Raw genomic sequence first — 17364 nt, forward strand, 5'->3', positions numbered from 1 at the left:
CACTTTTAAGGCGTTGCGCGTAAAGTTAACCCCAAGCTCTGCTCATACCGATACCACCGGTAATTGCATGTGCCAAATCCCTGTCTGATACATTTTGACCTATGCTCTCATTGTTAGACTGAACAACGATAGGCTTGTCTAGGCCCCCACCTGCCAGCGGCAATTTAAACGAAGGCATTTCAGGGATATTAAGTACATTTTTTAGTATTGACGCACCCAAATCAAGCCCATTAACCTGTCTGGCTGGTAAGTAGGCTGGCGTGTTACCTGCAACAAAGTTATTGGCCAAGCCACCAACATTAACACCTAGCGCACTGTTAGTTGTTTTAGTTTTCTGCTGAATCGATTGAACCGCTGTGTTGTTATAGATCCCCTCTGCGATTTTCGCACGCTCTCTCTTTTCAGCCTCAACCGCTTTTGGTCGCTCGTAATACTCTGATACGATAGCGCCGGCCTGGCCTGCTGTTTTAGCTTGCTTCAGCTTATTGCCAGCGGCCTTTTCATCGCCTTTAGTTAGCTCGTAGTTAATGAAAGCCAGCTGCTCTTTGTAGCTTGCCTGCCTAATGTCCTTACCAAAAGCTTTTTTAAAGTCAGCCTGTCTGTCTGGGTGCCATTGAGCTAAACCAAACGCCTTGCCGCTATCACCAAGCGCTTTGTAGTTAAACATACTTTCTTTTTGAATGTTGCCTACAATGCCTGCGGCTTGCTGCTTACTCCAACCTTGAGACATGAAGTATTGCATAGCCTCGTCACGCTTGGCTTTTTGCTCCTGTGTTGTTAATCTGCTTGAGCTAACATCAGCATTGTTACCGCCGCCTTTCAACTGCCCCCTAAGCTCTTTGTAAGGATCAACAACTGTCACCCCAAATTGTCGGCCGTTAAGGTTTTTAACGTACTCGCTAAGCTCTGTTTTTCTAACCCCTGTCTTACCGTCTGAGCCTTTGGATGATGTAGATTCAGACACGTATTTAACGCCGTTTTCCTCAACAATCTGCACGATATGGCCGATGTTTTTGTATCTGCCTTCTTTTCTTGCATGCTCCCCTCGTGACTCACCAATAACCATGCCAGCCTGCAACTTGTTGATATCTAGTTGAGCCCAACTGTTCGCCGTGGTCATGAGGCGCCCTTTCTTTTCTTCTGACTGGATAATGCCAGCTGCTCCACCGCTTGCGTCAATACGAGCACGTTTAGCCGCCTCTGGCCCTAGCTGCTCTTCAATCTGTCTTACGGTATCTTTGTTTAATTGATCAACCCAGCCTGAACAATCAATAACACCGCCGCTGAAGTTTTTAGCGCCCATTTTATAAGTGACACCATCTTTGGCTGATGTTAGGCCCGAACCAAAATCAACCTTCCAGTCACCCATGCCACCATCACCACCAAAACCCAGCATGCTGCCCAAACCACTAGCCATGTTTGACACCCATGACTTCATGCCGCCGGCTGCTTCACTTAGTTTAGAAAGGACCGGTGCTAATCCGGTCTCCCACTTAGATTGCATTTTTTGAGGTAAGTTGTAAGCCTTAACGCTATCAGTCCATGACTTGATATGAGGTGACGCTGTACGACCTAAAACCTCGCCGCCCTCGCTACCTATCCACCCACCCACGGCCGCTCCAATAGCTGTACCCACTACTGGCACTGGTATTAGCACTGAGCCTACAGCGCCGCCAGCCATAGCACCAACACCGCCGCCAGCTACACTACCAATGCCCGCTGTTCTCTCTTCATCATCGAGATCATCCCAACGACTCGCCAGACTCCCCACGCCAATAGCTGTTGCCAGTGGTGTCAGCACTCTAGCCTTGCCAAGCGCTTTAGCTGCATTGCCAATATGCTTGCTGCCATTCTTGCCAGCACCTAATAAAGCAGCTCCAGCTCCAGATAATATAGCCTTAACGCCTTTACCTTTGCCCTTTCCGCCACCGCCGCCGCCCAGAATGCCTAAGCCACGCCCTAATTTACCCAGTAACGAACCGTCACCACTTGGCATCCTTTTCAGAATCTCGCCTAGCGTTTCCTCGTTCTGCTTGTTATGTCTTTCCTGCTCCTTCGGCAACGGCTCTTTGCGCTTCAAACTCTTGTACTTTGAGAACGAGAACCTGCCTGCCCTTAACGCTGCCTTGCCAGTCATTCTGCCAATCTTGCCAGCTTGCATGGCCATACCGACCATGGGTGTTGCTACATCCTTGATCTCATTCATTGATGCAATTAGCGGGTCAATATCTTGAGCGCCGCCATAACCGCCATAGCTACTACGGCCGCTATTAGCCACCTTGGCCAGCGAATCAAATAGCGATTTCTCCTTGGCTGTAAAGCGACCCTTCTCGTCTCTATTTTTATCGCTATCTTTTTTGCTTTTCTCGCGCCCATTCTTACCGGTAGGGTTGTTCGCCTTGCGAGCTGCACCAGGTATGCCACCAGCTGCGTTGTTAGTGGCGTCTAGCCGCCCCTCGGCCTTACCTTTACCACCTGTTGAACTATTAACGCCGCTTGAGCCGCTATCGCGCTGGCTATCAGCTCTATTTGCTGCTGAGCCTGATTTTACGGTAGCATTTGCAGTGACATTACTAAGAGTGTCGCCGCCCTTCCCGCCGGCTGACATTACCTCGCTTTTTTCTGGCTGACTCGTACTGCTTAATCTCTGTCTGGGTTGCTGCTTTGATTGTGCCTGGCTCTGCGTAGTTGGCTGGCTTGTACCAGTCAATCTTGAATCATTGGGATCGTAAGTTGGCACCACGCCCTGAATACGCATAGACTTCTTGTTAGCTATACGCTCATTGGATTTAGCTATACGGTTTAATACCGTTTGGTTAATTTGATTTTGTGATTTGAGTATCTGTATGATCTCTTGGGTATTTTCACCGATTGACTTAATACCGCTTTCTAGCCGCTTTGTGCCAATAATGAAGCCCTGATCATCATAGTTAAGATAAGTTGCCATGATAAAGCCTTATAATACTGTACGTGTGGCTTAAATTATGGCACTGCTGGCGGGTTATGGCTTTGAGTGTTCCTAAGGGCTTGAAAAAGCCCCAATCTTAAAGACTGGGGCTTTTGAACTACTAAACCAAATAAGAGTTATTGATATTTTTTTCTCTCATACTCCGGACTTGGACTTAAACTTGCCCAAGTAACATTACGCCATGTATTAATGAAGGCCCTAAGAGCACCATAAACAATCCTGCTAAAATCATTGTTAAGCTTGCTATAACGCCTTCATCCTCATTGCGCTGACTTGCACGGGCTGTACCAAAACCGTGTGATGCATTACCAAATGCGATTCCATTTGCAAAATGGGAGCGAATACGGAAAAAAGCCAAAATCATATCCCCTAAAATCATTCCCACCATCCCTGTAATCAAAGTAAATAATGAAACTAAAGAGGAAGATCCGTGTATTTTTTCAGATAAGTCTAACGCGAATGGTGTCGATATTGAACGGGCCATCAAACTATAGGTCAAGGTCTCATCAAAATTGAATAAGCCGGCAAATATATATATGCTTAAGACTCCTACCACCATCCCAACAGTTACAGAAGCGGCCAGAGCCAAAGCATTTTGACGTATTAAATGACGATACTCATAAATAGGTATAGCAAAAGCAACCGTTGCGGGGATAAGTAACTGTACAATCCAAGCTGTATCCTTCCAATATGTATCATAAGAGATATTAAAAATAATCATTAATGAAATCGTTACTAATGAAACCGTGATAGCAGGGTTTAGCCAAGATTTTCGATGGCGTACATAAATTACTTTAGCTATATAATAAGCAGCTAATGTCCAAATTAGACAAAGGATTGACCAAGTATTCATCGCAAATCCTCACACATTATCATTATTTTTTAGGTTTAAATGGGCTTTATGAATATGATAACGATACAATCTCCGCTGCAAACGGCGCACCATGATAAAAGTTAATGCTGAGCTTAACATCACCATCGCGGTACTCAAGATAATGGTCAGCATTAATTGCCATCCTTTACTGACAAACAGCCCCTTATATTGAAGTATTGACATCATAAGCGGGATAAACATTAATACTAATTCCCCCAAAACAAATTTTGCCCCCAGTCTGACCCAGCTAACCTTAATAGCACCGCTCATTAATAATATCAGCATTAAAAACATTCCCAATACGCCTGAGGATAAAGGTAGATGCAATAATTCAACCAATATCTCAGCACAACACCAGACAGCTGCGATAATAGCGCATTGTATAAGCACATAAAGCCAGGATTGACCATAGAACCTTTGAAGTGTAAGTTTTTTTTCAGCTAAAAAAGATAGGTATAAACCAATATTAGGAGTACGCATAATAATTGTTGTTTGTTGATTAAAGACTACTTATTATAAAAATACTATAGCCATAAATTATGAATTATATTTTTATTTTTATTCCTAATTTATATAATAAACTTCGTTCTTTCTCCTAAATGTGGTCTATTATTTATGATAACTTTGAAGCAATTACTCTGCTTTGTGACAGTTGTAAAAACAGGTGGGTTTCTTCAAGCGAGTATTCAACTCAATCTAACCCAACCCACCGTTACCAAATCTATCAGTAGTCTTGAAGAATATTTAGGTGTAGCTCTATTTGATAAGCCGTTAACTCATAGAAAGCGGCTAGTTAATTTAACGGAAATTGGCGAGCACCTTTATATTCAAGCAGTTGATATCTTACAAAAGGCAGATAATCTCGAACAAACAGTAGTAGATTACCAACAATTAAAAGGCGGTAAGTTGCGTCTGGGGATTTCACCGTTAGGCAGTGAAATATTAGGTGAAGCTATTTTTAACTTCTACCAAATGCATCCTAGTATAGAAATTTCACTTATCGAAGATGGAGCTGAATCACTTAAGAAGGCCCTTCTAGAGGGGCAGCTGGATGTGGCAACATTGATGAAGCCGATTGACGATGATTTTGACTACTTGTCGATATGTAGCTATCCAGTGATGGTCGTAGCAAATAAAAAACGTATGGGGAAACAAAAAACCAAGGTAACACTTAAATCGCTATCAAATGCACCTCTAATCTTATTTACCTCTAATTCATCATTTACCCCGATGATTATCGAAAACTGTCAAGCATTAGGCTTTGAACCTAATATTATTTGCCAAACTAATCAGTGGCACTTACTTATTGACATGGTAAAACAGGATATGGGCATAACTCTTTTACCTCAATATTATACTCAAAAACTGGATTTAACAGAGTTAGTCTGTTTGCCCCTCACCCAGCCTCAGTTAAAATGGGAGCTTGTCATGGCTTGGCGTCGTCATCGTTTGCTTACACCGAGTATGCGAGCATGGCTAGATGAACTTATTCGGTAGGAAATTAGGTCACAAGTCAATTGATTGCGCTAGCATGTCATAATTTGACACCTGCTGAGTACAGACAGGTGGCTTAATTATTCTACGATGATGTTGTGTTAAGAATGGGGTATTTACAGCTTATACTTCCCATCAAACCGTCAAGCACTAAAACGGATTTATAACTTTTTATCGTAGTAAGGTGGAAAGTTAGGATAGAATAGAAGTACCAATAACAGTTAGATTAAAGGAAGCCCTATGTCAGCAACCAAGGAAGAGATAGCTGAGTTTATGAAGTCTGAGTTCCCTCAAGCAAAATACAAGATTGAGGCAGTAAATAGCAGTGGGTCAATTTTATCCCATGATATTGGTTTAGATGATTTGAGACCTGGAGGTACTGTATCGGGACCTGTAATGATGGGAATTGCTGATGTGGCTCTTTATGTGGCTATCTTAGGTAGAATTGGCATAGTACCATTAGCAGTAACCACGAGTCTAACTATCAACTTTTTACGTAAACCAACTGCAAAATCACGCATTATTGCCGAGTGCAAACTGCTAAAAGTTGGAAGAAGTCTAGTCGTAGGTGAGGTTTCTTTATACTCAGATGGATCTGACGAATTAGTTGCCCATGTTGTGGGAACCTACTCGGTACCACCAACTAAGAACAAGTCTGAAAATCTGCAAAAGATATCAACTTAAGGTCCTTTGCTCAAATCCTAATGAGCTAGATCAGGCGTCTTTCCTGGTCTAGTTCCCCATGCCCTGACTTTTACTTAACATACCAGGCAAGATTTAACCTCGTTTACGTTAACAATCAATCTCAACAGCACAGCCAGTTAAAATATCACTCCTCCAAATCATCAAACTCAACATCTTCAGCATCACCATTACCAAAAAAATCAGGGTCATGCTCAAGCTGGGTAAGCGACTGCATCCGCTCTTGTAATTCTCTATGCAGCTTTTCACGAGCCGCACGCTCTTCTTCATCAATACCTGCCAGCGCTTCAAGCGCCCCTAAACGGCGTTCTTGTTCTGATTGCTTAAAGTCCTCGGCACTAATACCACACATGGGCATTTCTTGTTCAGCAATCACCTTTTGCGCCTGGGTTAAATTACCCAATACAAAACTTAGACTTTTTATTACTCCTAACTTTTTAGCAATAGGGTCCTCTTCCTCATCATAGAACTTATAATCATCGTCGTCACCAGTGCTAACATGGTCCACCTCAATAGGTGTTGGATTTAGTACGTTTTCTGCGACGTCAAGTGATAGCATGGTGATAGCATCTTCTAATGCACCCAGATTATGCAGCCTATTTCTGTGTTTAATAATGACGCTGGCACGCTGTTCAGTTGAGAGAACGATTTTCTGTTTTGTTCTGTCTGTGCTATCGATTATTGTTCTGTAAATTTGGGTTTCATGCTCATTTTTGACTTTATTGTTTTCTTTGTTCTCTAATTTTTTCTCAACCCCGTTCTGTTCACTTTTGTTCTGTTTTTTTTCCGCATTTTCCGCTCGTTCTTTCAGTTCAAGCATGGATAGCTTTTGCCAGTCATATTTTTTGGCACGGTTATATACGGCGGATTTAGAAGCCGGCGCCTTATCCCCATACACTTCTTGTAAGTGGTCCACAACTTCTTGATAAGTAATATTGGGGGTGCTTTCCCAAAGGGCTTTAGCTGCCGCCCACACTTCCTTTGGTACTGCCATCAGCTAACCCCTTTAACCATTTCTTCATTGTTATATGCAGGCTCCGGCAAGGGTAGACTGTACTGATAGTCACAATCAAGATCAGATAGCAGGATGTGCTTATCTTCTTTGTCTAGTCGCTGCTTAATCTGCATCATTTGTGTCTCAACGGCCATAATTTGGCGAGCTTGCTTAGATTCAATCTTGCGTATTGTTGATATAAGACTTTTAGCGCTTTGAGTAATTTGAGAGTCTTTTTGAACCTCTTGCTCTTTTAGCAGTCTGCATAACTGTTTCGCCTCAGCGAGTAGCGCTTCTTGATCATTAATGCAAATCGACTTCATATGTTCAGTAATTGTTTCGGCAAACTGTTCTGTTAAATGCTCTACCATTGCACGCGATTGAGTCACCACATGATTGACCGTGCTTGCCAGCATATCCAGCTCTGGCTCAACCGATAGGCCGCAAATATAATCAAGCGACTGGTTATAAAGATTTTGAAATATCAGCAAATCCGTCAGCGTCAAATCCTTATTACCGTTCTCAATTTCACTAATACGGTTTCTATTGTTATCCACATTCCACACAATACGCATGACCTCAGCTTGAGTCATGCCGGCATTCTTTCTGGCCGCCGCCAAATTTCGGCCTATTGTTACTCTAATTTGCCTTAACTGTTTATCCGTAAACCCAAGCCGTTTTTTTGCCACGCGAATACCCTCATTGCAGTTTTTTCTGTCATTGATATAATCATGTTGCCTAATGGAATAACGGCTGGAATTATCATCCTTTGGCGCTCATGTAACCGCATGAGCGCTTTTTTTGCCTACTATAGTGGCTGGCTGGCCATTTCTTTTTCAAGCTGACGCTCGTTTAACACATACGATAGCTGCTCAAGCATGGCATCGTCTGAATTGGTATTTCTATCACAAGGCACCACGGGTATCGTGATGTACTCCCCCAGGTAATACACTTCTCCAGAAATATACCCATCTTGTGTTCGGTCACACATAGTTACCACTACGTCAAAGCCATCTAGTTCTAATGCCATATATCACCTCTATTTTTGATTTCTTAATTGGCTTAAACCGTTAAAATCACCTAATGCTATGTACTGCTTAATTGTCTCTATAACTTCATCAATCCCTTTAGCGACAACAGCGCAATATCCCTCTTTAACCAACATTTCGATTCGTTCTTTTTGGGCTGGCGTGGCATAGCTGTTACCATCTTTTTTAATCTCAATGCGCAGGCCGTGATAAGCGCCTCTAGCAATATCAATAATCAAGTCTGGGTAGCCCGCTTTCACACCCATACGCTTGAATTTAGCCGCCTCTGGTGAATACCTCTTACCGCTAGACCCTATCTTGGCCGCTCTCTTGCCACCGTTTGGTGAATGATGAATATAATCAAACAATGGCCGGCCTTTAAACTTCTGGCGCTTTGACCAATTCATTACTACTGTTTGTACCTCATCTTCTGATAATCCTATTCGTTTACCCTCCATACCCTTTTAACCCTTACTTGCCCCATAACAAACTGATGAACGCCACTGTAAAAAAAATAACTGGAACGGCTATCAGATACCCTAAAACACACTTGTGATACCACTGGACCTGAAACCTATACACCCGCCTGCCATCACCAAAAACAACACGAGCAATTAAATACGTGCTAAACAGGGAAAGAAAAAGATAGCACCACAACATCATCAAAATTAATTCGTTTAACATAAAAAGCCCTTACTAAAATCTAAAAATATTCTCGCCTTGTCTTAGTTGATAATCCCCAGTACCATCTGCACCCCAAACAATATCGCCCAGCTCATGATTAATCGCATTGCCGTTCAAATCCCATCGAACTATTTGATCAAAAAAAGGATTACCTTCAACCACTCTTACCCTGGCGCTATACTGATTCCAATGATTGGCGACCGGATCATATGCTCTGCTTAAGCGTGTGAGCGTATAGCCCTTACTTGTTTTAAGCTTGGTAGCTCTTACACCCACCGATAACCACCTTGTGCCTTAACCTTTGTTTTAAGCGCCCTTATGACCACATGACATTCACGATAATCAAGCTCAACCTCTGGCGCGTGCTCCATGAGCTCATCGCAAAAGTCCCTAAACGCTTGACCAATAGCAGCAACTAGTGCGGCTTGGTCATGCTCGCCTTCAACTTCAGCCTTAGCGTGTGCACGTTGACCATCTTTGCTAACTGCATTCATGGTGAAAGTGTAAGTCCGGTCGTGTCTGAAAATATCATGTGGCCGGGTTAAGAAATCTTCAGTACGCACCACTCGCTTGATTAGGTCCTCCACCTTGTCACCGTCCAAAAACATTTTCATATAGCCTTGATACTGGCGCGGCTTAGACTGCGCTTGTTGTATCTTGTTGGCTTTTTTTGCTCTTAACGCCTTAGCACGGCGTTGATCTTTGTTGGATTTATTCTTGGCCATGGATTCCCTTTGTTTTAAATTTCAGCTGTTACCTGTTTGCAAGGCTCTGACTGTTTGGCTTTCACACCTTTCTTGAACCCATATTTACGCAATAGCTCATCCACAAATTCAGGCGATGCCGGTATGTTTTTATGCTCAATTCTTCTTGCTGGCGGGATAACAAAATCATTACCGGCTTGATGCTCGCTGACAACCCGCTCATAGACCGTGGCAAAGTATTAAATAAATCCGTTACCAGCACTCGCTAATTTGCCCCACCCGATGCGATTTGCCGTTTCTAGTACAGTTGGGTGCCTCCAGTCTCTTTCGACGTCTCCGCGCATTCCTGCGCATCTACAGGCTGTCTCAAATGCAGTTTGTGTGTCTAGGTATTCACTTTGCTTGCCAGCTCTCGCTAACTCTAAAAAATCAGCTGGGGCTGTTGGTGGCCATTTTAGGGTTAAGGACTTGGCTAAAGCTGTGTTGAATTCCGCTGGGGTAATTCTTAATCCCTGTAATGCAATTGCCCATAGTTCAGTAGTTCTTACGTCCAACACCTGGCGTTCTTGTAGCTTGGCTCCAAATACTCGCTTCCAGTCTTCAAACATGTCAGTGATCAACTCAAGTAAGCGTACTGACGGTTCTGATATCGTTTGACTGCTGGCTGGAGCCATACTTGGCTCTGATTTCAGCTCGGAGTTGGTCAAAGTGGCTGATGGCTTGGTTGTTGCCTGAAGCTGGGTTGTTAGCTGGTTGATTGATTGCATGGTTGTTCCCCGTGATCTGAGCCTTGTTCTGAATGTTGATGTACCAGTCTGATTTAAAACCTTTCCAATCCCGTGTTATCCACTCAGTGATTATCTGATCCAGTGAATGACCGGTTGCTTGTTTCGCTTTTTCCAGTTGACTGAAAATCACATTCCAAGCTGTTTGGGTGTTCGACGTTTTTTTAATTTTTCTGTGACTGAGTAAATCACTCCAAACCTGATCTGATACCTCATCTGGTTTTTGTGGTTTGTAAGTCTCCACCGCTGACTGAGTTTTCGATTTTGTTTTTTTGGTATTTTTTTTATTAATATGATTATTAGTATTCTTATAATTAGTATTCTTATTTGTCGGATTCAAATCCGAGTTTTTAGGGGTTTTTTCGGATTCATTTCCGAATTTGCTCGGATTTGAATCCGAATTTTGGGTGTTTTTCGGATTTATTTCCGAGTTTTGATTATTTTTCGGATTTAAATCCGAATTAGAATCAGGTGTAAAAGTGGTTTTAGAGTTCCATTCCTTGCCCTTTTCAGTTAACTTAACTAAGTCTTTTTTTCCTTCTTTGATGTAATCAACCAGGCCTTTTTCCTCAAACAGCTTTAGGGCTCGATAAACAGTATCTGGCTTACTGTATGCCAGGGGAATTTCATCAATCACCATGTTGCGAGATACCCAATAATAAAACTCGCCATTAATTACATGGGGCTTGGCCCATGAGCTTGCTTGGTTAAGTAAATCAAATAAGGCACCTTGGTTTAAGTTAAGGCCCCATTCATGGCATTTGACTGCATTTATGCTCAATGTGTATCTCATTACGCCACCTCATGTACTATTGCGAATATCTGTGCCAATCTTGCCAGCCCTTTTGGTGTGAACATCGGCTGTGTTGTCGCTCTGGTAGTCCCGTCACGGCCATTAAATGTGACTGGACGCTGTTCCATATACCCTTGTTGAATGCGACCGCTGTATGGCTGTAGCTTGTATTTAGAGTCTCTATACATCCAGCCGTTATTTACGCACCAGGAAATAAATTTATTCTGGGCAATATCTAATATTTTTGCAGTCTCACGCACACCAAGACTTCCCTCTGCTGCGCCAATAAGATCAAGCGCCGCCGCTTTAGGAGTTGCTATAGCCAATTGCGCTTGCTGCTCTTCTAATTTTTCTGCCAGGTCAGCTGCTAGGCGTAGCGCTTCTGGCAAAGATTGAGGAACGGCTGGCTTAGATAGTTGCTTTTCAAGTTCTTGCCAGCGTCTATTTACTCGAATGCGTAGATCAGCACGATAACCAGTTATGAGATCCAGGCATTGCTCTTGATTTAATAAAAACTCTCTATGCTTCTGATTGCCCGTGTTTGGGTGGGTGTAATACCCCTCTCCAACTTTGGATAGGCCTAATGATTCATAGGTTTCATTAAGTTTTTCGATATCTCTACAAACGTGGCCATGCTGTTTTTCACACAGCTGAGCAATTTCTCGGCTGCTCATCGTTTGGCCTTGATTATGTTGCATCACCATTAAATTCATGTTTTAATACCTCTTGTAGTTTAGGTTCCTAAGAAAGCTACAAACCCCATTGCCCTCCAGCCTTGGGGTTTTTTATTGCCCGCTTTAATCGTCTGCTGACCTTTATTAAACCTGACATTTAAACCCCCACACTTGCCCGCGGCCTATAGGTCCCTTCCGCTATCTGAATTCGCGCATCATCATGAAAAAAATCATCCACTTCTTCTGACTTCATTAAGTTATCCCGCGCAAGAGCGTAAAGCATCTTGACCATTTCGGGGTTATAGCACTTAAGCTCCATAGGCACGATTTTTAGCCCAAGTGCTGCTAATAGGTTGCATAGCTTGACTAGGTGCACATCTTTTAAGCGCGTGATAGTGCCACTATCGATACCCATTGTTTCTGCTATATCTTGCTGGCAAGTGCCTGCAAGTGCTTGCAAGACTTGCGTTTGCATGTTGCGTGACCATGCAACTTGTTCTTGTGATAATTGAGTCATGGTTAAGTCTCCTCGGTTTGTTGTTTAAAGTCATTCCAGTGTTGACCTTGAGTAATGACATGGTCGTAAAGACTATTGATTTTCTCAACATCAGTCCATCTTGGATTTTTAGTTGCTCCACTTCCTAGTCGCGAGACTCGATACTGTGGAATATCAGTTTGCTCTTCAATCATTGCCTGAGTCATTCCGGCACCAATGAGTGCATTGATTTTCTCAATTAGCTTTGGAGTCATTTTTAGAATCCTTAAATTTATTAACATCGTTATTATAATGCACATTTGCATAATGTAAACCCATATTTGCATAGCTACTTACATATATATGCGTTTTTGCATAAAATAAGCTTGCACTTTAATATTAATAGGTTGGTTGTATGTCTTACTTAGTTAGTAACTTAGAATTTTTATTAAAAAAACATGGAATTAACGCCTACCAATTACAGGACAAGTCTGGCATTCCACAGTCAACGACTTTCAGAATAATAAATGGTGATACCCAAAGCCCCAGCAGTAAGACTGTTAAGAAATATGCGGAATATTTTGATATTGAAGAGGCTGAGCTTAGGTTTAAAGACCTCACTAGAATCCAAGGTGATAACTTCAGAGTTTTACCAATGGATAATGTACGGCGCGTACCTGTCCTTAATTACGTACAAGCTGGCGAGTTTTGCCATTACTTCGATGATGCTATTGCTGATACTTTTGAAATCATCATAGGTGATTATCCACCCCATGTTCACTGGGTAATCATTGAAGGCTTAAGCATGACGCCTGACTTCAATCCAGGTGATCTAATCTTGGTCGATCCAGACACCCAGCCTTCACCCGGTAATTATGTCGTTGCTAAGAAGGCAGGCGAGAATGCCGTAACCTTTAAAAAATGGCGGCCACGTGGGTTTGATGATGACGGTGTGGAATACTGTGAGCTGGTACCACTTAATCCGGACTTTCCAATAATAGATAGCAGGCATACTCCGTTCACAATTTGCGGTGTCGCTGTTGAGCATAAGAAGAAACTGAAATAAGAAAGACAGGCCATAGCGGGCTATAAAAGGTCTACGAAAATATAGAGCAGGATAAAAATTATGGATAATAGCGAATTACCTATTAACAAGCTGATGGCTCAGATTAATGCAGCAGCAGATAACAATGAGCCTATGAATTTGACAATTGAGCAAGTTAAGTTGTTGGCGAAGCACTACGGGAATCTAGTTGCAATCCCTGTTTACAGTATGGACAACTTCCCAATTAAAAAATTCAATAAAGATCAGAATACGGATGAAGAGTAGAAGGTGAGCTTGGCTGGCAGGATGTCGGGGATTGGGAGGGGAAGTCGCTAAATTAGGGCTTCCCTGTCAATGCTTGGCGTAATGGCTCTCACAGCACTGAAGAGACGATGGATGCTATTGAGCGCAACTGTGGGGTGTATGGGGATTTGTGAGGACTTAGGATGAGATGAATTGTTTGTTGGGTATTATTTGAGTAACTCATCAAGTTAAAGACCAACTACTTAAAAGATGAAAGTCTTAATGACTAGCAGTGTTATTTAGATTAATATATTTCAATCATTTTCAAGACAAGCATTAAATATGAGTTTACCTACACCTAAATTAAGTAAATCAGACAAAATAAATGATTTTACACTGTATCCATACTATGCAGGATATTCTCATGAGTTTGTAAAAGAGGTCCTACAGCGAGCTAAAAACCAAGACTCTTTTATCCTTGATCCATGGTCAGGTACGGGATTAACCTGTACTGTTGCAAAAACGTTAGGCTGTCAGTCTTTAGGTATCGATATTAATCCTGTAATGACAATAATTGCCAAAGCAAATAATATTCACAGTGAAATGTCACCATCTATCCAAGCTCTTTCTCAAGATATTATAAGAAAGTTTAAGTATCAAAAAAAACAAATAAATACTGAAAATGATCCACTAAGCCTATGGTTTGTAAGTAAAAGCGTTGCTTTATTAAGAAAATTTGAATTAATAATATACAAACTATTGGTCCAGGGAGTAAAGAGAGAGAGTTTGCAGGTAAGTGATACTGATTTATCAAGCTTAGCTAGTTTCTTTTATATTGCCTTATTCAAATTAGTTAAATCTATTGTGAAATCTTATTTTTCCTCATCTAATCCAACATGGATTAAAGTTGCAAAAGCTGAAACAAAAAAAATTGAAGTAAGTAAACAATACATCATCGACACATTTACCAAAATTATCGAGTCACAACTAGCAGTTATAACTTCTATTGATCACTTTGACTTACCAAATCAATTGACTGATTTTGTTACAGCAAGTTCTAAAAATATACCTCTAGCAGAAAACTCTGTGGATTACATCCTAACATCTCCTCCTTACTGTACACGTATTGATTATGCAGTGGCAATGCGTCCAGAATTAGCAGTTTTAGGTTTGGCAGATAATAGTAACTTCAAACAGTTTCGGCAACATGTGATTGGATCTCCGACAGTTCAGAAAGCCGAAATTATGCCTAATCACCTATGGGGTGGAGCGTGTAATACATTTCTTTCTCGAGTAAAAGAACATAGCTCAGTTGCCTCTGCTACTTATTATCACACAACTTTACTTCAATATTTCAATGATATGTACCAGTCTTTCGAAGAGTTAGCTCGAGTATGCAAGCCGAACTCTCAATTTGATATTGTTGTACAGGACTCTTTTTATAAAGAGTTACATAATAATCTGCCTTTATTCTTTGAAGAAATGTTATCAGAACTAAATTTCTTCAAAGAAGATAGCATAGCTTTTAAGAGCAACTCTTTTAATAATATTAATCCAAAATCTGCAAAATATAAAAAGTCTAAAAAACCACAAGAATTCTATCTCAGCTTTAAATACAACGGAAATCTATCATGACAAATGTGAATATTAATCTGACAATCACACAAATTGAAGAACAAGTACAAAAGACACATACCCGTCAACTTGATATATCGTTCAATGAACTGGCAGATATGTACCAAAATAATGAATTAAATATTAAACCAGACTTTCAACGGCTTTTTCGTTGGTCTGAAGAAAAGCAATCACGCTTTATCGAATCCCTTATTCTAGAAATGCCTGTGCCACCTATCTTTGTTATCGAAGTAGAAGATGGATGTTATGAACTTATTGATGGTCTTCAAAGAATTTCAAGCTACTTAAATTTTAGAGGAATGCTAAAAAAGATTACTAAAGACGAATCAGAAAACGAATCAGAAGACGAAAAACCATTGAAGCTAGTTGGTTGTGATATTGCGCCATTGCTTAATGGATTTACTTATGATGACTTGCCCACTGCCTACCAAATTCGTTTAAAACGTAACTTTATTCGTATGCAAGTTATCCGTAAAGAAAGTGATAAATTATTACGCTACCATATGTTCAAAAGACTAAATACAGGTGGTGAGATGTTAGAGCCACAAGAGATCAGAAACTGTAACATTCGTTTATTAGGTGATGAGTTTGCTGACTTTTTAAAACAGATAGCTGAAAACCCTTGTTTTAAAAATACAATTAATAATATTTCAGAAACTAGATCAAAAAGTGCCTACCCTCAGGAACTTGCATTGCGGTTTTTTGCCAATAAAAATTACAGAGAACACTATATAAAAGATATAGATTCTTTCTTAAATAGTTATATGGAGGCAGTCACCTTAGATTCAAAATATGAACAGCATGTTGACTTTGATTACAATGAAGAATCTAGGATTTTTGACAAAGTGTTCCGTATTTTAGATAAAGCATTAGGCAGCAAAGCATTTGGACCAAAAAATAAAAATAGTTCATATATTGCTGAAAATTTTCGTATATATCACTATGAGGCAATTCCTATTGCTCTACTAACAATTTTAGAAAAAGTAGATCCCGATAACACTGATCATATTGAGCTAATAAGAAATAAACTTCAAGAAATCAAGTCTGATCAAAAATTTATAGAAATAACCACAGGTGGTGGAAAAAATACTAAAAATCTGCTCAATGGAAGAATTGAATTTGTTAAAAATAAATTTCTAGAAATTGAGGGATTTAATGAATCTTAATGAAATTTTGGCTGAGTTTGAAGTTGATAAATCTTGGCGAGATAATGACCTAGTCTTTTTTGAGAATCAACTAGCTAATGAGCAAGATGAAGAAAAGCAGAGGATAATATCTAAAGCTTTAATTCTATTACTCTATGCTAATTTTGAAGGCCATGTAAAACTGATTTTCCAGACTTACGTAAAAACAATAAATCAAGAAAATCTATATTGTAAAGATGTTATCTATCAACTCCAAGCGTGTAGTCTTGATAATGAATTTCGAGAGTATAAAAGCCCTACACATAAGCCAAAACATCGAATATTCAAAAAAGAACATCCTAAGGGTTTTGTCGAGTTAGGTAGAAGGATAGAGTTTTTAGAAAATTTAGAAGAAATAATGACTACACCAGTTAAAATAAATCAAGATAAAATTATTGACACAGAATCCAATCTTTCCAAAACAGTTGTTCATAAAATTATTTACAGACTAGGATTTGACGAAAATATAATTGATGATAAGGCTATTGAATGTGTAGAAAAGCTATTAAATTTTAGAAATAATATTGCTCATGGTTCTAAAAAATCTGGCTGGACGTATGATGAATATCAAGAAATAAAAAAAGAAGTAAATCAATTAGTACAAAAAATTAAGCAACAAGTGATTGAGCATCTTTCTAATGAAAAATATAAAAAACCTCATGAACAATAGTTAGCAGCCTCATCATTCACACCCAACCGCCCAAGTGGCGGTTTTTTATTACCCTAAAAAAACACCTATCAACTCAAACGAGCTGATAGGCATCAAAACACTCTTAAACCACTGCCTTACATCTTACACACTTTCTTAGACTTACTGATTTTGCCATTTTTGCAGACAAACTTACCGTCTTTACAATGCGAAACTCCACCCATGCTTTGAGAGCAAGGATAGTTCTGAGCATTTGCTTCCATTATTGGCGCCATCATAAGCATAGAGATAAGTAGTGCTGACCAAACTGAACCGCCCCGAGTATATCGGAGAGTGGATTACTTGAGTCAGGCAGCTTTGTTTGACTCATTAAGACTATCATAGTATCGTCTCTCAAACTCAAAAGGCGACACATAACCAATCGTACTATGAA

20 protein-coding genes are annotated in these 17364 nt (G+C 40.5%); 7 read left to right on the forward strand and 13 right to left on the reverse strand.

The genetic code is table 11. The annotated features are described in order from the left end of the window. Positions 1 to 25 precede the first annotated feature (25 nt). From JMX92_RS07360 to JMX92_RS07370, 3 genes are all read right to left on the reverse strand, one after another. Positions 26 to 2947: a phage tail tip lysozyme gene (locus JMX92_RS07360; protein WP_201544844.1), complete on the reverse strand. Its 2922-nt coding sequence runs from the start codon at positions 2945 to 2947 to the stop codon at positions 26 to 28. 175 nt (positions 2948 to 3122) lie between these two features. Beyond that, complete coding sequence (locus JMX92_RS07365; protein WP_201544846.1) at positions 3123 to 3821, reverse strand: LrgB family protein; 699 nt, start codon at positions 3819 to 3821, stop codon at positions 3123 to 3125. Positions 3822 to 3830: 9 nt separating this feature from the next. Further along, a complete protein-coding gene (locus JMX92_RS07370) occupies positions 3831 to 4322 on the reverse strand; it encodes a CidA/LrgA family protein (RefSeq protein WP_201544848.1) in 492 nt (163 codons plus the stop codon). Positions 4323 to 4457: 135 nt separating this feature from the next. Between JMX92_RS07370 and JMX92_RS07375 the strand changes: the two genes are divergently transcribed. Together JMX92_RS07375 and JMX92_RS07380 are read left to right on the forward strand one after the other, a co-directional pair. Further along, positions 4458 to 5339 (forward strand): LysR family transcriptional regulator, encoded by an 882-nt coding sequence (locus JMX92_RS07375; RefSeq protein WP_201544850.1) that lies wholly within the window; start codon positions 4458 to 4460, stop codon positions 5337 to 5339. A gap of 237 nt (positions 5340 to 5576) precedes the next feature. Further along, a complete protein-coding gene (locus JMX92_RS07380) occupies positions 5577 to 6020 on the forward strand; it encodes a PaaI family thioesterase (RefSeq protein WP_201544852.1) in 444 nt (147 codons plus the stop codon). Between the two features lie 145 nt (positions 6021 to 6165). Here the strand turns inward: JMX92_RS07380 and JMX92_RS07385 are convergent, their stop codons facing one another. The 10 genes from JMX92_RS07385 to JMX92_RS07430 form a co-directional block, all read right to left on the reverse strand. Further along, a complete protein-coding gene (locus JMX92_RS07385; protein ID WP_201544854.1) occupies positions 6166 to 7032 on the reverse strand; it encodes a hypothetical protein in 867 nt (288 codons plus the stop codon). Further along, a complete protein-coding gene (locus JMX92_RS07390; protein WP_201544856.1) occupies positions 7032 to 7721 on the reverse strand; it encodes a helix-turn-helix transcriptional regulator in 690 nt (229 codons plus the stop codon). The genes JMX92_RS07385 and JMX92_RS07390 overlap by 1 nt, the downstream gene beginning before the upstream one ends. Before the next feature lie 119 nt (positions 7722 to 7840). Next, complete coding sequence (locus JMX92_RS07395) at positions 7841 to 8062, reverse strand: hypothetical protein (protein ID WP_201544858.1); 222 nt, start codon at positions 8060 to 8062, stop codon at positions 7841 to 7843. A 9-nt stretch (positions 8063 to 8071) separates the two neighbouring features. Beyond that, the gene (locus JMX92_RS07400; RefSeq protein WP_201544860.1) at positions 8072 to 8518 is read right to left on the reverse strand and encodes a VRR-NUC domain-containing protein; all 447 of its coding nucleotides are present in this window, start codon (positions 8516 to 8518) and stop codon (positions 8072 to 8074) included. A 238-nt stretch (positions 8519 to 8756) separates the two neighbouring features. Continuing rightward, the gene (locus JMX92_RS07405; RefSeq protein WP_201544862.1) at positions 8757 to 9020 is read right to left on the reverse strand and encodes a hypothetical protein; all 264 of its coding nucleotides are present in this window, start codon (positions 9018 to 9020) and stop codon (positions 8757 to 8759) included. Next, positions 9011 to 9469 carry a hypothetical protein gene (locus tag JMX92_RS07410; protein WP_201544864.1) on the reverse strand — a complete coding sequence of 153 codons (459 nt, stop codon included), beginning with the start codon at positions 9467 to 9469 and terminating at the stop codon, positions 9011 to 9013. Before JMX92_RS07410 ends, JMX92_RS07405 begins: the two co-directional genes overlap by 10 nt. 600 nt (positions 9470 to 10069) lie before the next feature. Next, the gene (locus JMX92_RS07415) at positions 10070 to 11026 is read right to left on the reverse strand and encodes a hypothetical protein (RefSeq protein ID WP_201544866.1); all 957 of its coding nucleotides are present in this window, start codon (positions 11024 to 11026) and stop codon (positions 10070 to 10072) included. Then, positions 11026 to 11700: a phage antirepressor KilAC domain-containing protein gene (locus JMX92_RS07420; protein ID WP_201544868.1), complete on the reverse strand. Its 675-nt coding sequence runs from the start codon at positions 11698 to 11700 to the stop codon at positions 11026 to 11028. The genes JMX92_RS07415 and JMX92_RS07420 overlap by 1 nt, the downstream gene beginning before the upstream one ends. Before the next feature lie 157 nt (positions 11701 to 11857). Beyond that, positions 11858 to 12217, reverse strand: coding sequence for a CII family transcriptional regulator (locus tag JMX92_RS07425; protein WP_201544875.1), 360 nt, complete (start codon positions 12215 to 12217; stop codon positions 11858 to 11860). A gap of 2 nt (positions 12218 to 12219) precedes the next feature. Further along, positions 12220 to 12450 carry a hypothetical protein gene (locus JMX92_RS07430; protein ID WP_201544877.1) on the reverse strand — a complete coding sequence of 77 codons (231 nt, stop codon included), beginning with the start codon at positions 12448 to 12450 and terminating at the stop codon, positions 12220 to 12222. A 140-nt stretch (positions 12451 to 12590) separates the two neighbouring features. On the opposite strand from JMX92_RS07430, the gene JMX92_RS07435 reads away from it, so the two are divergent. From JMX92_RS07435 to JMX92_RS07455, 5 genes are all read left to right on the forward strand, one after another. Next, positions 12591 to 13241, forward strand: a complete 651-nt coding sequence (locus tag JMX92_RS07435) for a S24 family peptidase (protein WP_201544879.1) — start codon at positions 12591 to 12593, stop codon at positions 13239 to 13241. Positions 13242 to 13301: 60 nt separating this feature from the next. Next, positions 13302 to 13505: a hypothetical protein gene (locus JMX92_RS07440; protein WP_201544881.1), complete on the forward strand. Its 204-nt coding sequence runs from the start codon at positions 13302 to 13304 to the stop codon at positions 13503 to 13505. A 300-nt stretch (positions 13506 to 13805) separates the two neighbouring features. Further along, positions 13806 to 15098 carry a DNA methyltransferase gene (locus JMX92_RS07445; protein WP_201544883.1) on the forward strand — a complete coding sequence of 431 codons (1293 nt, stop codon included), beginning with the start codon at positions 13806 to 13808 and terminating at the stop codon, positions 15096 to 15098. Continuing rightward, positions 15095 to 16264: a DUF262 domain-containing protein gene (locus JMX92_RS07450; protein ID WP_201544885.1), complete on the forward strand. Its 1170-nt coding sequence runs from the start codon at positions 15095 to 15097 to the stop codon at positions 16262 to 16264. The genes JMX92_RS07445 and JMX92_RS07450 overlap by 4 nt, the downstream gene beginning before the upstream one ends. After that, entirely contained in the window at positions 16254 to 16952 is a 699-nt protein-coding gene (locus JMX92_RS07455) for an MAE_28990/MAE_18760 family HEPN-like nuclease (protein WP_201544887.1), read from the forward strand. The genes JMX92_RS07450 and JMX92_RS07455 overlap by 11 nt, the downstream gene beginning before the upstream one ends. Positions 16953 to 17364 lie beyond the last annotated feature (412 nt).

Source organism: Psychrobacter sp. H7-1 (assembly GCF_904846585.1).
Taxonomy (GTDB): Bacteria; Pseudomonadota; Gammaproteobacteria; order Pseudomonadales; family Moraxellaceae; genus Psychrobacter; species Psychrobacter raelei.

Coding starts and splice junctions, on each gene's coding strand:
- JMX92_RS07385 (WP_201544854.1), bottom strand. CDS start 7,032: ATGGCAGTACCAAAGGAAGTGTGGGCGGCAGCTAAAGCCCTTTGGGAA.
- JMX92_RS07425 (WP_201544875.1), bottom strand. CDS start 12,217: ATGACTCAATTATCACAAGAACAAGTTGCATGGTCACGCAACATGCAA.
- JMX92_RS07400 (WP_201544860.1), bottom strand. CDS start 8,518: ATGGAGGGTAAACGAATAGGATTATCAGAAGATGAGGTACAAACAGTA.
- JMX92_RS07450 (WP_201544885.1), top strand. CDS start 15,095: ATGACAAATGTGAATATTAATCTGACAATCACACAAATTGAAGAACAA.
- JMX92_RS07380 (WP_201544852.1), top strand. CDS start 5,577: ATGTCAGCAACCAAGGAAGAGATAGCTGAGTTTATGAAGTCTGAGTTC.
- JMX92_RS07440 (WP_201544881.1), top strand. CDS start 13,302: ATGGATAATAGCGAATTACCTATTAACAAGCTGATGGCTCAGATTAAT.
- JMX92_RS07395 (WP_201544858.1), bottom strand. CDS start 8,062: ATGGCATTAGAACTAGATGGCTTTGACGTAGTGGTAACTATGTGTGAC.
- JMX92_RS07360 (WP_201544844.1), bottom strand. CDS start 2,947: ATGGCAACTTATCTTAACTATGATGATCAGGGCTTCATTATTGGCACA.
- JMX92_RS07420 (WP_201544868.1), bottom strand. CDS start 11,700: ATGAGCAGCCGAGAAATTGCTCAGCTGTGTGAAAAACAGCATGGCCAC.
- JMX92_RS07410 (WP_201544864.1), bottom strand. CDS start 9,469: ATGGCCAAGAATAAATCCAACAAAGATCAACGCCGTGCTAAGGCGTTA.
- JMX92_RS07430 (WP_201544877.1), bottom strand. CDS start 12,450: ATGACTCCAAAGCTAATTGAGAAAATCAATGCACTCATTGGTGCCGGA.
- JMX92_RS07455 (WP_201544887.1), top strand. CDS start 16,254: ATGAATCTTAATGAAATTTTGGCTGAGTTTGAAGTTGATAAATCTTGG.
- JMX92_RS07365 (WP_201544846.1), bottom strand. CDS start 3,821: ATGAATACTTGGTCAATCCTTTGTCTAATTTGGACATTAGCTGCTTAT.
- JMX92_RS07445 (WP_201544883.1), top strand. CDS start 13,806: ATGAGTTTACCTACACCTAAATTAAGTAAATCAGACAAAATAAATGAT.
- JMX92_RS07435 (WP_201544879.1), top strand. CDS start 12,591: ATGTCTTACTTAGTTAGTAACTTAGAATTTTTATTAAAAAAACATGGA.
- JMX92_RS07415 (WP_201544866.1), bottom strand. CDS start 11,026: ATGAGATACACATTGAGCATAAATGCAGTCAAATGCCATGAATGGGGC.
- JMX92_RS07370 (WP_201544848.1), bottom strand. CDS start 4,322: ATGCGTACTCCTAATATTGGTTTATACCTATCTTTTTTAGCTGAAAAA.
- JMX92_RS07375 (WP_201544850.1), top strand. CDS start 4,458: ATGATAACTTTGAAGCAATTACTCTGCTTTGTGACAGTTGTAAAAACA.